Genomic DNA, 13,688 nt, shown 5'->3' on the forward strand with positions numbered 1-13,688 from the left:
CAATCCATATCATCAAGCGTAGACGCAAGTAATTACCAGGAATGTAAAAACAACCACTAAATGACGAATTTTGTGTCATTTAGTGGTTGTTTTTTACATTTTTCCGACAATTAAAATGCTTGTAATGTCAATAACAATGGGGCTTTTTAAGCTTGAAAAATTAGAAACCTTAAGCGTTTCTTAAAATATAGTTAAGGTGAAAAATTAAATTTGTCGTTTTCATCTTTTTTTCATTTTAAATGTCCGAAAAGCCCTTGTCAGCGCGGTTTGCGTATGCTAGTGTTGACTTTAGAAATGATACGGTATCCCGTGATTATTTCGTTAATTTTGAAAATCAAAATTAACATCAAAAATGGTGAGGATCTAACGGTCACTTACTTCTTTGGTGGGAGGTGAAATTACATGGCAAACAAAGCAGAATTAGTTAATGATGTTGCAGCAGCAACTGGTTTAACAAAAAAGGACGCTACTGCTGCAGTTGATGCAGTATTCAACTCAGTACAAGCATCTTTAGCAAAGGGCGAAAAGGTACAATTAATCGGCTTCGGTAACTTTGAAGTACGTGAACGTGCAGCCCGTAAGGGACGTAATCCTCAAACTGGACAAGAAATCCAAATTCCAGCAAGCAAGGTACCTGCATTCAAGCCAGGTAAAGCTTTAAAGGATGCTGTTAAATAACAGTATGCTTTAAAAAAAACCAGCATGGTTAATTCCATGCTGGTTTTTTGATCTATAATATTCGATTTATTATAAAAAAACTGGTAAAATGTTCTGACGAGTTTAAAAGGAGATATTAAAATGACTTATTCAGAAAAAATGTTAGATCAACTATCTAGTGGCCAGTTGGATGATGCTAAAAAGTCATTTGCTAGCGCCTTGCGGCATGATGATGATGACATGCTATTTAGTTTAGCCGAAGAACTTTATGGTCTTGGATTTTTGCGCCAATCACAAAGAACGTACTTAAAGTTATTAGAAAAATATCCTGATGAAGACCAATTGAGAACGGCACTTGCGGATATCGCAATCGATGAAGGCAATAATGATGAGGCGTTATCTTATTTGGAGCAGGTGTCTCCTGATTCAGATGCATATTTGCAATCATTACTTGTTGCAGCGGATTTATATCAAACACAAGAGCTGTTTGAAGTATCGGAGCAAAAACTGCTAGACGCCTATAAAATTGCTCCGGAAGAGCCCGTTGTATTGTTTGCGTTGGCTGAATACTATTACATGATGGGTCAGTTTGAGACGGCAATTCCGTACTACTTTGAACTAATCAAGAGTGGCGAGACGACATTTGCAAAAGTGGACCTTGCTGGTCGCTTGGGTACTGCGTATGCTCAAACTGGTAAGTTTGAACAGGCAATTGGATATTTAAAGCAAGTTAAACCTAATGAGCAGACCAGTGATATTAAATTTCAAATTGGATTTACACAGCTGCAATTAAAACAATATCAGGATTCAATAGATACTTTTAAGGAACTGCAAGAATATGATACTCAATATGCATCAGTTTATCCATATCTGGCACAGGCCTACGAAAAAAATGATGATTATGAGGACGCACTAACAACTTTGCAAGAGGGTATCTCCGTTGATCAATATAATGAAAAGTTGTATCAGCAGGCAGCAGAGACGGCCAGTCATTTAGGCGAAGAAGAATTAATGGAAAAATATCTTCAGCAAGCCCACGATATGGACCCGGATAACTTGGCTATTACCATTCAGTATAGTAACTTGCTAATCAAGAATCAAAAATATGCTGATAATATTGATTTATTACTGCCAATGATCAAGGATGACCAAACTGATCCGCAAATTTATTGGAATTTAGCTGTTTCTTATCAGCATCAGGATAACTACGATGATGCGCTTAAGTATTATGATGCCGCCAGACCATCATTTGTTGATGATCCAGAATTTTTAAAGCAAACAATCTATTTCTATCGTGAGATGGGGCAACACGAAATTTCTCTGGAACAGGGCCGTAGGTATATGCAGTTGGTACCTGACGATGACGAAATTGCATCGTTGCTAGAAGCAATGGAAGATGATTACTAATAGTAAAGAACTGAGACGTGAAGTCTTAGTTCTTTTTTGTTTGCATTGATAGTAGTAACTGTTTGTAGTAAAGCAGTGATTGTGGATCCATTCTTAATGTTTCTTCTAATTGTGTGTCGGTACTTTGTTGCTGTTTAGCTAATGTCATTAACACGTATGATTGATATAGTTTTGCCGGAGAAATGGAAAATCCTAAATAATTTGCATCACGATCTAGATATTTGTGTAATGCAGCACTAGATAGTTGAGGGGATTTTAGGTTAAGTCGTTGTTTTAAGAAAATATCCTTTGAATTTTGACTAGCTTGAATGGGTGAAATATAGGCATTAAATGTTGAAATAAAATTTTTTTCAAATTCGTTTTGTGGTAGTAGTTGATCATAAACGAGATAAAAATTTGGCTGCAAAAATTCACTAGATTGGTATCCATGACTAATTAAAAACAATGTCATTCTGGTGTAAAAATGAATGTGGTTGTCTGCCAGAATGTCCTCTAATTGGGTTAACCATTTTGTGGCAAATTGTTGATCGATATTTCGCTTATTGCCATGAATATCAATTGTAGGTAGGTGTGTGGTTAATTGATGAGTAAATAGGTATTTGAAGTAGCGATTAATGTGCGATAATATTTTGTTTTTCGTGGTATTTTGAGAGTGGCGTTCAGTTGTTAGGGAAGCAAAATATGACTCAATATCACGGTCAAATATGTTATCTAATGAAGGATTAGCGGCAAATCCTTCATTGTTTACGGCGAGATAATTAAAAAAATCAGTAATACTTTGGTCGTAAGCGGTAACTGTCAATCTTGAGAGTTGTTGATTTTTTAGAAATGTTAAAAATTGAGTTTGGTATGGATAATTCATGGCTTACATCCCTTTAAAAAGTAATAAGTAAAAAGTTACTTTAACTTTATCACAAAAAACAACTCGCTGCAAAAACCGCAGCGAAAACATTTACTAGAACAGAAAAACGGCGTTTCACTTACTAGACTAAATCTGTTAAGATTAAATTTGAAATTAATGATGGAGGGCAATGAAATGACTAAAGTGATAGTTGCCGGTTATAATGGCAAAATGGGCCAAAAGGCCGTAAAAATGGTTCAACAACATGATGGATTTGATCTAGTGGCTGTGTACGGTATTGAAGAAGAGACTAGTATCGAACTAGACAGCAGTACCAAAATTTTTCGTAAACTTGATGATATCGATGTTGACGCCGACGTTTGGATTGACTTTACGGTTCCAAGCGCAGTGTTTGAAAATGCTAAATTTGCAATTAATCATGGATACTCTCCAGTAATCGGAACGACTGGTTTAACTGACGATCAAGTTGCTGAATTAAAACAATTGTCCGCTGATAAAAAACTTGGTGGACTTATTGCTCCCAATTTTGGAATTAGTGCGGTATTGCTTATGCAATTTGCACAGCAAGCGGCTAAGTACATGCCTGATGTTGAAATTATTGAAATGCACCATGATCAAAAGGTGGATGCTCCTAGTGGGACAGCTTTAAGCACTGCAAAATTGATCAGCGAAGTACGCCCGTCTCACGAACAGGGCAACCCAGCAGAAAAAGAAACTCTCGCAAATGTGCGCGGTGGCGATTATGACGGCATTCGTATTCATGCGGTTAGGTTACCTGGATTAATTGCACATGAACAGGTCATGTTCGGTTCTTTAGGTGAGGGACTAACAATCAGACAGGATACTTTTGATCGTCAGTCATTTATGAGTGGAGTGGCAGTTGCTGTAGAAAAAATTACTGATTATCATGAACTACTAGTTGGACTAGAGAATCTGCTATGATTATAAAAAAATTACCTGAGGAGTTTGAACAGGCCCGTCCGGTGATGCAAAGAATTGAACAAGCTGGGTTTGAAGCCTATTTTGTTGGCGGCAGTGTGCGAGATACAATATTGAAGAAACCAATTCATGATGTAGACATTGCTACAAGCGCATATCCTGAAGAAGTTAAACATATTTTTAACCACACTGTTGATACAGGTATTGAACATGGGACAGTGATGATTTTAGATCATGGTAAAGGATACGAAACAACAACATTTAGAACAGAATCAGGATACCAAGATTATCGTCGACCAGATCAGGTGACATTTGTTCGCTCACTAAAGGAAGATTTACAGCGTCGAGACTTTACTATTAATGCATTAGCGATGAAGGAAAACGGGGCAGTGATTGACCTATTCAGTGGATTGAAGGACCTAAAAAATGGGATAATTCGTGCTGTTGGTGATCCACAGGCGCGTTTCAATGAAGACGCCTTAAGAATGATGCGTGCAGTTAGGTTTTCAAGTCAATTAGATTTTAAAATTGAAAAGAAAACGCTAGCTGGGATTGCAGATCATGCGCAACTACTTGAAAAAATTGCAGTTGAACGGACAAGAGTGGAACTTGAAAAAATGCTACTTGGAGATAATCCTGCGAATGGGATTACCCAATTGTTAGAAACAGGATTATATAAATATTGCCCGATGCTGGAACACTTCAAAAGTGGTTTAGCGGAAATTGTTACTTTAAATAAATGGGATCTAAGTAATGATACTGAGGTATGGTCGTTACTGTGTTATTCATTTTTCCTAGAAGGAAAACAGATAAACGATTTTCTGCGTCAATGGAAAACTTCTAATCAAGTAATTACTGATACAACTGTAATAGTAAGTGCGATTAGTTCATTGCTTGAAGATGAGATTATTCCTGAAGTTCTCTATGAAACCGGAAGGGATAGACTTGTCAGTGCGAATAAAATTTCGAATTTATTTGGCGGTGAATTGACTACCAAAGAGGTATTGGAAGCCTACGATAATTTACCAATTAAAAGTAAAAAAGAGCTGGCTATTAATGGTGGTCAGTTAATAAATGGAGCACAACTTAACCCAGGACCAATGATTGGGCAAACACTGCAACGTTTAGAAACAATGGTTGTGAATGATGAAATTCCTAATTCAACTGATGAGTTAATGTCTGCTGCAGTGAAAATGTTAAAAGAGGATTAAAATGCAAACTTTACGTGCTGATAATTTAACAAGTACTTACGGTGAGAAGACGTTATTTAAAGACGCTTCTTTTTTGATCAATGAAAATGATCGAATCGGTCTAATTGGTACCAATGGTAGTGGTAAAACTTCACTTTTAAATGTTATTAGTGGATTGACTAATCCAGAGTCTGGAAACATTGAAATGCCAAAGGATTATACAATTGGTTATTTAAAACAGCAACCGGAGTTGGATGACAGTTTAACGATTATTGACGCAATTTTTGCTGGATCTCAGCACGTTTTTGATTTAATCAGACGGTATGAATTGGCTGTTGAGCAGTTTGGTAAACATCCTGAAGATACGGTAGCGATGGATCGATATACTAAACTTCAAGTGGAAATGGATCAGCAGGATGCTTGGGCAGCTGAAAGTCGTATTAAAACGATTTTGACACAGTTAAAAATTAACGATATGTCTCAAATTGTTGGTAATTTATCTGGTGGACAAAAAAAGAGGATTGGTTTGGCACAAGTATTAATTCAGGAACCTGATTTGCTATTATTGGATGAGCCGACTAACCATCTTGATCTAGATTCAGTCGTTTGGCTACAAGATTACCTTAATTCGTATAAAGGTGCGGTTTTAGTTGTGACCCATGACCGCTATTTCTTGGATCAGGTAACTAACTTTATTTGGGAATTGTCGTTTGGAACGCTATATTACTACACAGGTAATTATCAGGACTACGTTGCTCAAAAGGCTGAACGTGTTCAGCGGGAAGCAGACTCAGAACATAAGCAGCAACAATTGTATCAAAAAGAGCTTGCTTGGATGAGGACTGGTGCAAAAGCACGTTCAACTAAGCAAAAAGGTCGCATTAATCACTTTAATGAATTAAAAGAATCTGTTGGTAAGCTAAATGTTGAACAAAACATTGATATCGAGCTCGGTCAGCAACGCCTTGGTAAAGACGTCATTCAATTGGAAAATGCTAACTTATCACTAGGCGGTCATCAACTGCTCCAAGACTTTAACATGTTGATTCAGGCAGGACAAAGAATCGGTATTTCTGGGGAAAATGGTGCTGGAAAATCAAGTTTGCTAAACGTAATGGCGGGTAAACTACCGTTGGACAGCGGAACCGTTAAAATTGGTGAAACAGTTAAAATAGGCTATTACACTCAACAAACAGAGCCAATCGATGAAGACAAAAGAATGATTAGTTATCTTAGCGAGGTTGCTCAAAGTGTTACAGACAAAAACGGTGTTAAAATAAACGTCACACAGTTACTGGAAAGATTTTTATTTCCAAGATTTATGCATGGTACGTTAATTCGAAAACTTTCTGGTGGAGAAAAGAGAAGGCTTTACCTACTTAAAATTTTAATGATGCAACCCAACGTGTTATTTCTGGATGAGCCAACAAATGATTTAGATATTGGAACATTAACTGTGCTAGAGGATTACTTGGACTCGTTTAATGGTACTGTAATAACCGTTTCCCATGATCGCTATTTTTTAGATAAGGTAGCCGATCGACTTCTAATTTTTGATGGTGAAAGTAAGATTGAAAGATTTGACGGTATGTACACCGACTATCTTGCACAACAATCTATTGAACCTAGTACTAGAGATGAATCAATAACAAAATCAGAAACTGAGAGCAAAAAGTTAAAACATCTAGAAGTTGATAAACCTCACGATAAAACTAAATTAACGTATTCTGAACAAATGGAATGGGATCATATTGAAGACGACATTGATGCACTTGAAAGTGAGAAGAAAGATGTTCAAGCACAAATGCAGGAAAATGGCGATGATTATGATAAACTAGCTAAGTTACAACAACGCTTAGAGGAACTTGATAAAAGTATCGATGAAAAAACCGAGCGATGGGAATATCTTAGTGAATATGCTTTAGATTAATATGGAGGCGGTTAACTTGACAACGACAAATAATGAACAGCAATATTTGAATTTGGCTCGTAACGTTTTAGAAAATGGTCATCAAAAAATGGATCGCACGGGTACCGGTACAAGATCACTTTTTGGTTACCAAATGAGATTTGATTTGAATCAAGGTTTTCCAATTTTAACAACGAAAAAAGTCGCCTTTGGATTGATTAAGAGTGAATTATTGTGGTTTTTGCGTGGTGATACCAATATTCGGTTTCTGCTACAGCATAAGAATCACATATGGGATGAATGGGCTTTTAAAAAATGGGTTCAGAGTGACGAATACTCCGGTCCTGATATGACTGATTTTGGACTGCGTGCTGATAAAGACGTTGATTTTAAAAAGATATACCTTGAACAAAAGAAAATTTTTTGTGACCGAATTTTGAACGATGATGAATTTGATCAAAAGTATGGAGATTTAGGCTTGGTTTATGGTAGTCAATGGCGGGCCTGGAAGACCAGTAATGGTGACACAATTGATCAAATCCAAAACGTTATCGATCAAATAAAGACTAATCCAAATTCAAGAAGGTTAATCGTAACGGCATGGAATCCTGAGGATGTGCCAACAGTGGCTTTACCCCCGTGTCACACACTATTTCAGTTTTATGTAGCAGATGGCAAATTAAGCTGTCAGTTGTATCAGCGAAGTGCTGACATTTTTCTTGGTGTACCATTTAATATTGCAAGTTATGCCCTTTTAACACACTTGATCGCTCAGCAGTGTGGCCTTCAAGTAGGTGAGTTTGTGCACACATTGGGTGATGCACATATTTACAATAACCATGTTGAGCAAATTAAAACGCAACTTAGCCGTACACCTAATGAAGCACCAACCTTGATTTTACCAGACACCCCCAAGGATTTATTAGACTATGAGGTTAGCGATATTAAACTTGATGGTTATAATGCTCAGTCTGCAATCAAGGCGCCGGTAGCTGTTTAAATTCGGAGGATAAGTGAATGATTGGATTTATTTGGGCCGAGGATTTGGACGGCAATATTGGATCGAATGGCCAGCTGCCATGGCATTTGCCTGCTGATATGGCGCGATTTAAGAAACTGACTACTGGTCATACCATCGTTATGGGGAAAGCCACATATGAATCAATGAAGCGACCGTTGCCAAAACGGCGGAATATTGTGCTATCGAGCTCTTTAGAGGAACGTGACGGCATTGAAATTGTTCGTAATATTAGTGAACTTTCGAAGTTATTGGCAGGAATTGATGATGATATTTACATTATTGGTGGTGCTGGTGTCTTTAATAGCACCGTATCAATGGCAGACCATCTTTTTCGAACTGTTATTGAAAGTAGGTATAATGGCGACACAAAAATACCGCCAATTGACTACTCGAATTGGCGGTTAATTGAACAATTTGATCATGCAGCAGACGAAAAAAACGAATCTGGTTATCGGTTTGAAACATGGCAAAAATTAAACGTAGAATAAAATTGAGAAGTACATTGTAATGGTACCGGCTAACACAAATACATGCCAGATAAGATGCGAGTATTCATTGGGTTTTGTGTAAACCAGTGCACCTAGTGTAAATAGGATACCACCACTTAAAAGTAGATAAAAACCGACGGGTGTTAGACTCACCCATAATGGTTTGAATGCAAACAAGCAGAGCCAGCCCATGACTACGTAGATGATTGTTGACCAAACGCTAACACGATTTAACCATATACTTTTGTATATTACCCCGCACACAGCCATTGCCCAGACAATACCAAACAGTGTCCAGCCAAGTGCACCACCGATGCTGACTAGGCAATAGGGAGTATAGGTGCCAGCAATGAGCAGGAAAATCATTGAATGGTCAAATACCTGAAAAACATGATGTGCTTTTGTGAATACTAAGGCGTGAAACATAGTTGATGCTAAATAAAACAGAATCAAGAGACTTCCGTAAATAGCGAATGTCACAATTCTGATGGGACTGCCAGTATGAGCTGCTCGGATCATTAAAAAAACTAGTCCAGCGATTGCCAATCCAACACCTAAACCGTGCGTAATACTGTTCGCAATTTCAATAATAATATTTTTCTTTGTTTTAAGTGGCTGCATTTATATAACTCCTTATGTTTTATGTGGTTTTGCAATGAAATTAAAGTTTAATTTTGCTATACTATGCAAAGAGTGGTAGTTTAATAGCCTTGACTTTTTACCAGTTAAAGCTGTATCTTTAAGTTGTAAATTAATTAAACGATGTTATCTAGTTTTGCTGACTAGGTATAGTATAGCATATAATTACTTAACGAGAAAGAGTGGTCAAATTTATGGCGAACATTAAAATTGTCACGGACTCTTCAGCTGGTTTAACTGATGAAGAAATTGAAAAATACAACATTACAATCATTCCACTGTCAGTGATGATTGACGGGACGATTTATGTTGAACGAGAAACAATTACAAGTGAACAGTTTCCCGAATTAATGAAGAATGCAAAAACCTTGCCTAAGACGTCTCAGCCACCGATTGGAAAATTTGTGGATGCATTTGATACATTAGGGGCGGATGGTAGCGAAGTATTGTGCCTGACTATGATGGAATCAATTAGTGGCACAATCCATGCTGCGGAGCAGGCCGCTGCTATGAGCAAAAGTAAGGTCACGGTTGTCGACAGTAAGGAAACTGATCGCTGTTTAGCATTTCAGGTTCTTGCTGCAGCCCAATTAGCAGAACAAGGGGCTGATATGGACACAATTGTTGCTAAAACCAAGAAAATTGAAGAAAATTCGGAAATTTATTTGGCAGTTGTCAACTTAAATAACCTGGTTGCTGGTGGCCGTATTAGCAAGATGGCCGGCGCATTATCGAACCTATTAAATATTAAAGTAATGCTTGAAGTTACTGATGGCGAAATTAAGATTCGTCTCAAGGGGCGTGGATTAAAACCGCTACACAAGTACATGGACAATGTGTACGATAAGATGAAGAATGGCGGTAAAAAGGTTAAGGCCATTGGTATTTCACACGTTCAGGCCGATGAAGAGGTTAAGAAAATGAAAGCAACTTTGGAGAATCTATTTCCTGACATCAAAATTGTTGTTAGAGAAACGGTTCCAATCATTGCTACTCATACAGGACTGGGAGCATTTTGTCTATTATATTACACTGAATAAAATTGTTGAGCAGAAGGCTGATGCATTTAATTGCACACAGCCTTTCTTACATATGTTGGGAGTTTTGTAAGTGTCCAAGCGTTTTCTTAAATGGATTGTATCGGTATCAATTATTGTTGCTGCTGGATTTATTGGTGGCTATTTTGTGTTACAAAAAACACAGTCTCCGACTCAGGTGAGATCTACGACTTCTGCAAAACAAATTACTTTCAAGAAATCGGTTAACCTGGTAGCGATGGGAGATTCTCTAACACAAGGTGTCGGTGACCAAGATAAAAACGGTGGTTATGTTGGAATCATTAAACCGGAGATTGAAAAAAAGTACAATACCACTGTTCATGCTAGCAACTTTGGTGTGGCGGGGGATCGCTCTGATCAAATCCTATCACGCTTGAACAAGGAAAAAAATTTCCAAAACAAATTGAAATCTGCTGACGTAATTGTGATGACGGTTGGTGGAAATGATTTATTGCAATCTTTGCAAAAAAATCTGTTTTTGACCAGTAAGACTAAGTTCACCAAAAATATGAGTGAAGCCAGTCAAAAGTATTCTACAAAATTAGATAAGTTGTTTAAAACGGTTCGCAAATATAATCCTAATGCGCCAATTTTTCTGTTTAGTGTGTATAATCCATTTTATGTATACTTTGCCAATGTTAATACTATTACTCAGTCAGTCGTGGCTTGGAATAGTGATACTCAAAAGGCATTGAGTAATTATGGGCCCGCTTATTTTGTGAACATAAATAATTTAATGTCTCACGGGCAATATAACACGAAAGCTGCGCAGACAAAACTGATTCAGCAAGATGAGAACGCAAACTCTGGGCAAACTAGCCAGAAACAGGCCTTAAAAGTGATGAACCAAAAGGGGACTAATTTAAATAAATATATCTCGACTGATGATAATTTTCATCCAAATCATTTGGGATACAAAAAGATGAGTGACAAACTACTAACGGAAATGGAAGATCACCCATCGTGGATAAGGGAGGGAAATTAACGATTGAAGAAATCACGACAAAAAAATAAACAACACAATAAATCCGGCCATAATTGGTGGCGCTGGGCATTTTTTGCGTTGCTATTTATTATGGTTGGGGCAACAGTCTTTGTTGTTCATGAAGTCAGTGCACCGGTGTCTAATACGGAGTCAACACAGCCTTTAAAAAAGACTGATTCTTCTTTTGAGGTTAAATTGAATTCTAACCAGGTTAATGCGTTGGCTGATAATTATCTGACAAGACTTCAAAAGGGTCAGAAAACAAAGTATGATTTTGTTGTGGGTGACAAGTATGCCACAATTACTGGATCAACTAAGTTTCTTGGCTTTAACCTAAATTTTTCTCTGAACTTCATCCCCAAGCAACTGAGTAATGGAAATGTTTTACTCAAGGCTAAAGGCTTGGCTGTTGGAAGGTTAAATCTACCGATTAAGTATGTAATGGGATATATCAAGAATCATTATAAGATTCCTAAATGGGTGCAGTTGAACCAGAAAAAGAAGACGATACTGTTAGACCTAAACAGATATAGTAAGCATCGTAATTTACATTATGCTGCTGAACAAATTAACCTAAAAAATGGTGAATTTAAATTCCTAGTAACAGTCCCCAAATAATAAATAGGAGATGCATAAAATGCGATTAAGTTTTTATCAGTATTTAATGACTCAAAAAAATCCTAGCGGTGCGGATGAGGTTGAACAGTTCGCTAATAATGCCGCCCTTGACCAAGCATTTCCAAAACAGTCGCAAGATTTTGAGGAAATATCACACTATCTTGAAGAAAATGCAATGTACCTCCCATCTATGACAATTTTCGATACTGCATGGCAACGTTATTTATCAAAAATGAATTAATAAGGAAGTGAACTTATGGCTACAATTCAATGGTTTCCAGGTCACATGGCTAAGGCGCTAAGACAGATTAGAGAGCAGATGTCTCTTGTTGATATTGTTTTTGAACTAGTAGATGCTCGCCTTCCTTATTCGTCTTTAAATCCTGAAATAAAAAAAGCGATGGGTGATAAGCCACACGTTTTAATAATGACCAAGCTAGATTTAGCCGACAATAATATCACAAATGATTGGATTAATTACTTTACAGATCATGGATTGCCTGTCATAGCTGTTGATTCACGAGATCGTAAAGTGGCTTCTATAGTTACAAAAAAGGCGCAAGAAGTATTGTCAGATAAAATAGCCAAAAATGAAGACAAGGGATTATCTAAACGTGCAATCAGGGCAATGTGTGTAGGAGTTCCCAATGTGGGGAAATCCACCTTACTAAACCACCTTGTTAAACGAAATGTTGCTAATACTGGTAATCGACCAGGAGTTACTACAGGCCAGCAGTGGTTGCGTTTATCATCAAATCTTGAACTGTTAGATACACCGGGTGTACTGTGGCCTAAATTTCAAACCCAAGAAATTGGTGTCAAATTAGCACTGTCTGGAACAATAAAAGATAGTCTATTCCCAAAAGACGATGTGGCCTTGTTTGCAATTCATCATATTAGACAAGTTAATTCAGGCGTCATTCGTGAACGTTATCATTTAAGTGAGGACCAATTAAGCCCTGATTTGAGTGATGCTGACGTTTTACTGGCCATAACTACTAAAATAGGCTTTAAAGATGATTATGATCGTGCAAGTGAAAGAATTATTTTTGACTTAAGAAAAGGCAAATTGGGTCGAATTTCATTGGAATCACCACAAGAGTTGGAAGAGATAGACGATGACTGATAAAAAGATGACAATTAGTGAAATTAAAACTGCCTTACAAAATGAAACTAGTTTTTCATCCCCGCTTGTTGAATCTTTAAGGCATGATTCTAGAAAAGGGGTTCAACAGGCATTACTAGCCCTTGAGAAACGGATAGAAGATAATGAAAAAAAAGTATCTGCTTTTCATCATCGCTTTGACTATGAACGTAAATTTTGGCAAAGTGGAGTAAAGTATGTTGCTGGCATAGACGAGGTTGGTCGAGGCCCTCTAGCTGGCCCAGTCGTGACTGCTGCGGTGATTGTTAACGATGATTTTAATTTAATTGACGTTACTGATTCTAAGCAATTAAGTGCAAGCCAGCGTGAGAATTTGTACCTAAAAATTATCAATGAAGCGGTTGAAGTTAATATTGCCGTTAAGGATAATCAAGAGATCGATAAAGAAAACATTTATCACGCAACTCAATTGGCAATGATTGAAGCAGTCAACGGGTTAAAACATAAACCGCAGCGACTAATTGTGGATGCTGTACCTTTAGATATTGATATTATGCAGACAACCTTGATCAAGGGTGACCAAAAGAGTATCAGTGTAGCCGCCGCCAGTATTGTGGCTAAGGAATATCGTGACCACTTGATGAAAACATATGATCAGATATATCCGGGGTATGATTTTGCCGATAATATGGGATATGGAACTGCTAAACACTTGGACGGTCTTCGAAAATTTGGGATTACGCCGATTCACAGAAAATTGTTTGCGCCTGTAAAAAAATATCAGTAAATTTTCATGACACTTCGTATCTT

Annotated in this window: 15 protein-coding genes; 13 read left to right on the forward strand and 2 right to left on the reverse strand. The window is 37.4% G+C overall.

The window, feature by feature from the left end; genetic code table 11:
• The first annotated feature begins 402 nt into the window (after nucleotides 1–402).
• Nucleotides 403–678, forward strand: a complete 276-nt coding sequence (locus FD16_RS07825) for an HU family DNA-binding protein (RefSeq protein ID WP_010622201.1) — start codon at nucleotides 403–405, stop codon at nucleotides 676–678.
• A gap of 120 nt (nucleotides 679–798) precedes the next feature.
• Complete coding sequence (locus tag FD16_RS07830) at nucleotides 799–2,064, forward strand: tetratricopeptide repeat protein (RefSeq protein ID WP_010622200.1); 1,266 nt, start codon at nucleotides 799–801, stop codon at nucleotides 2,062–2,064.
• 25 nt (nucleotides 2,065–2,089) lie between these two features.
• Here FD16_RS07830 and FD16_RS07835 read toward each other — a convergent pair whose 3' ends face one another.
• The gene (locus FD16_RS07835) at nucleotides 2,090–2,926 is read right to left on the reverse strand and encodes a site-specific integrase (RefSeq protein WP_010622199.1); all 837 of its coding nucleotides are present in this window, start codon (nucleotides 2,924–2,926) and stop codon (nucleotides 2,090–2,092) included.
• Between the two features lie 174 nt (nucleotides 2,927–3,100).
• Between FD16_RS07835 and dapB the strand changes: the two genes are divergently transcribed.
• The 5 genes from dapB to FD16_RS07860 are packed head-to-tail and all read left to right on the forward strand — an operon-like array spanning nucleotide 3,101 to nucleotide 8,473.
• Nucleotides 3,101–3,868, forward strand: a complete 768-nt coding sequence (gene dapB, locus FD16_RS07840; protein ID WP_010622198.1) for a 4-hydroxy-tetrahydrodipicolinate reductase — start codon at nucleotides 3,101–3,103, stop codon at nucleotides 3,866–3,868.
• Nucleotides 3,865–5,076: a CCA tRNA nucleotidyltransferase gene (locus tag FD16_RS07845; RefSeq protein WP_010622197.1), complete on the forward strand. Its 1,212-nt coding sequence runs from the start codon at nucleotides 3,865–3,867 to the stop codon at nucleotides 5,074–5,076. Before dapB ends, FD16_RS07845 begins: the two co-directional genes overlap by 4 nt.
• A gap of 1 nt (nucleotide 5,077) precedes the next feature.
• On the forward strand, nucleotides 5,078–6,985 hold the full coding sequence (locus FD16_RS07850; protein ID WP_010622196.1) for an ABC-F family ATP-binding cassette domain-containing protein: 1,908 nt from the start codon (nucleotides 5,078–5,080) through the stop codon (nucleotides 6,983–6,985).
• A 16-nt stretch (nucleotides 6,986–7,001) separates the two neighbouring features.
• Entirely contained in the window at nucleotides 7,002–7,964 is a 963-nt protein-coding gene (locus FD16_RS07855; protein WP_010622195.1) for a thymidylate synthase, read from the forward strand.
• 17 nt (nucleotides 7,965–7,981) lie between these two features.
• A complete protein-coding gene (locus FD16_RS07860; RefSeq protein ID WP_010622194.1) occupies nucleotides 7,982–8,473 on the forward strand; it encodes a dihydrofolate reductase in 492 nt (163 codons plus the stop codon).
• On the opposite strand, the gene trhA is transcribed toward FD16_RS07860, so the two are convergent.
• Complete coding sequence (gene trhA / locus FD16_RS07865; protein ID WP_010622193.1) at nucleotides 8,459–9,094, reverse strand: PAQR family membrane homeostasis protein TrhA; 636 nt, start codon at nucleotides 9,092–9,094, stop codon at nucleotides 8,459–8,461. The genes FD16_RS07860 and trhA overlap by 15 nt on opposite strands.
• A gap of 212 nt (nucleotides 9,095–9,306) precedes the next feature.
• Here trhA and FD16_RS07870 point away from each other — a divergent pair, with 212 nt between their 5' ends.
• From FD16_RS07870 to FD16_RS07895, 6 genes are all read left to right on the forward strand, one after another.
• Nucleotides 9,307–10,152, forward strand: a complete 846-nt coding sequence (locus FD16_RS07870) for a DegV family protein (protein WP_010622192.1) — start codon at nucleotides 9,307–9,309, stop codon at nucleotides 10,150–10,152.
• Between the two features lie 70 nt (nucleotides 10,153–10,222).
• Entirely contained in the window at nucleotides 10,223–11,155 is a 933-nt protein-coding gene (locus tag FD16_RS07875) for an SGNH/GDSL hydrolase family protein (RefSeq protein ID WP_010622191.1), read from the forward strand.
• A gap of 3 nt (nucleotides 11,156–11,158) precedes the next feature.
• Nucleotides 11,159–11,773 (forward strand): YpmS family protein, encoded by a 615-nt coding sequence (locus FD16_RS07880; RefSeq protein ID WP_010622190.1) that lies wholly within the window; start codon nucleotides 11,159–11,161, stop codon nucleotides 11,771–11,773.
• Nucleotides 11,774–11,792: 19 nt separating this feature from the next.
• A complete protein-coding gene (locus FD16_RS07885; protein ID WP_010622189.1) occupies nucleotides 11,793–12,014 on the forward strand; it encodes a YozE family protein in 222 nt (73 codons plus the stop codon).
• A gap of 15 nt (nucleotides 12,015–12,029) precedes the next feature.
• Nucleotides 12,030–12,899 (forward strand): ribosome biogenesis GTPase YlqF, encoded by an 870-nt coding sequence (gene ylqF / locus FD16_RS07890; protein ID WP_010622188.1) that lies wholly within the window; start codon nucleotides 12,030–12,032, stop codon nucleotides 12,897–12,899.
• Nucleotides 12,892–13,665, forward strand: a complete 774-nt coding sequence (locus FD16_RS07895; protein ID WP_010622187.1) for a ribonuclease HII — start codon at nucleotides 12,892–12,894, stop codon at nucleotides 13,663–13,665. The genes ylqF and FD16_RS07895 overlap by 8 nt, the downstream gene beginning before the upstream one ends.
• The last annotated feature ends 23 nt before the right edge of the window (nucleotides 13,666–13,688 follow it).

Source organism: Paucilactobacillus suebicus DSM 5007 = KCTC 3549 (assembly GCF_001434475.1).
Lineage (GTDB): Bacteria > Bacillota > Bacilli > Lactobacillales > Lactobacillaceae > Paucilactobacillus > Paucilactobacillus suebicus.

What these genes read in the sequence shown, in the direction of transcription:
- FD16_RS07895 (WP_010622187.1), top strand. Translation starts at nt 12,892, where the DNA reads ATGACTGATAAAAAGATGACAATTAGTGAAATTAAAACTGCCTTACAA.
- FD16_RS07845 (WP_010622197.1), top strand. Translation starts at nt 3,865, where the DNA reads ATGATTATAAAAAAATTACCTGAGGAGTTTGAACAGGCCCGTCCGGTG.
- FD16_RS07825 (WP_010622201.1), top strand. Translation starts at nt 403, where the DNA reads ATGGCAAACAAAGCAGAATTAGTTAATGATGTTGCAGCAGCAACTGGT.
- FD16_RS07870 (WP_010622192.1), top strand. Translation starts at nt 9,307, where the DNA reads ATGGCGAACATTAAAATTGTCACGGACTCTTCAGCTGGTTTAACTGAT.
- dapB (WP_010622198.1), top strand. Translation starts at nt 3,101, where the DNA reads ATGACTAAAGTGATAGTTGCCGGTTATAATGGCAAAATGGGCCAAAAG.
- FD16_RS07860 (WP_010622194.1), top strand. Translation starts at nt 7,982, where the DNA reads ATGATTGGATTTATTTGGGCCGAGGATTTGGACGGCAATATTGGATCG.
- FD16_RS07885 (WP_010622189.1), top strand. Translation starts at nt 11,793, where the DNA reads ATGCGATTAAGTTTTTATCAGTATTTAATGACTCAAAAAAATCCTAGC.
- FD16_RS07850 (WP_010622196.1), top strand. Translation starts at nt 5,078, where the DNA reads ATGCAAACTTTACGTGCTGATAATTTAACAAGTACTTACGGTGAGAAG.
- FD16_RS07835 (WP_010622199.1), bottom strand. Translation starts at nt 2,926, where the DNA reads ATGAATTATCCATACCAAACTCAATTTTTAACATTTCTAAAAAATCAA.
- ylqF (WP_010622188.1), top strand. Translation starts at nt 12,030, where the DNA reads ATGGCTACAATTCAATGGTTTCCAGGTCACATGGCTAAGGCGCTAAGA.
- trhA (WP_010622193.1), bottom strand. Translation starts at nt 9,094, where the DNA reads ATGCAGCCACTTAAAACAAAGAAAAATATTATTATTGAAATTGCGAAC.
- FD16_RS07830 (WP_010622200.1), top strand. Translation starts at nt 799, where the DNA reads ATGACTTATTCAGAAAAAATGTTAGATCAACTATCTAGTGGCCAGTTG.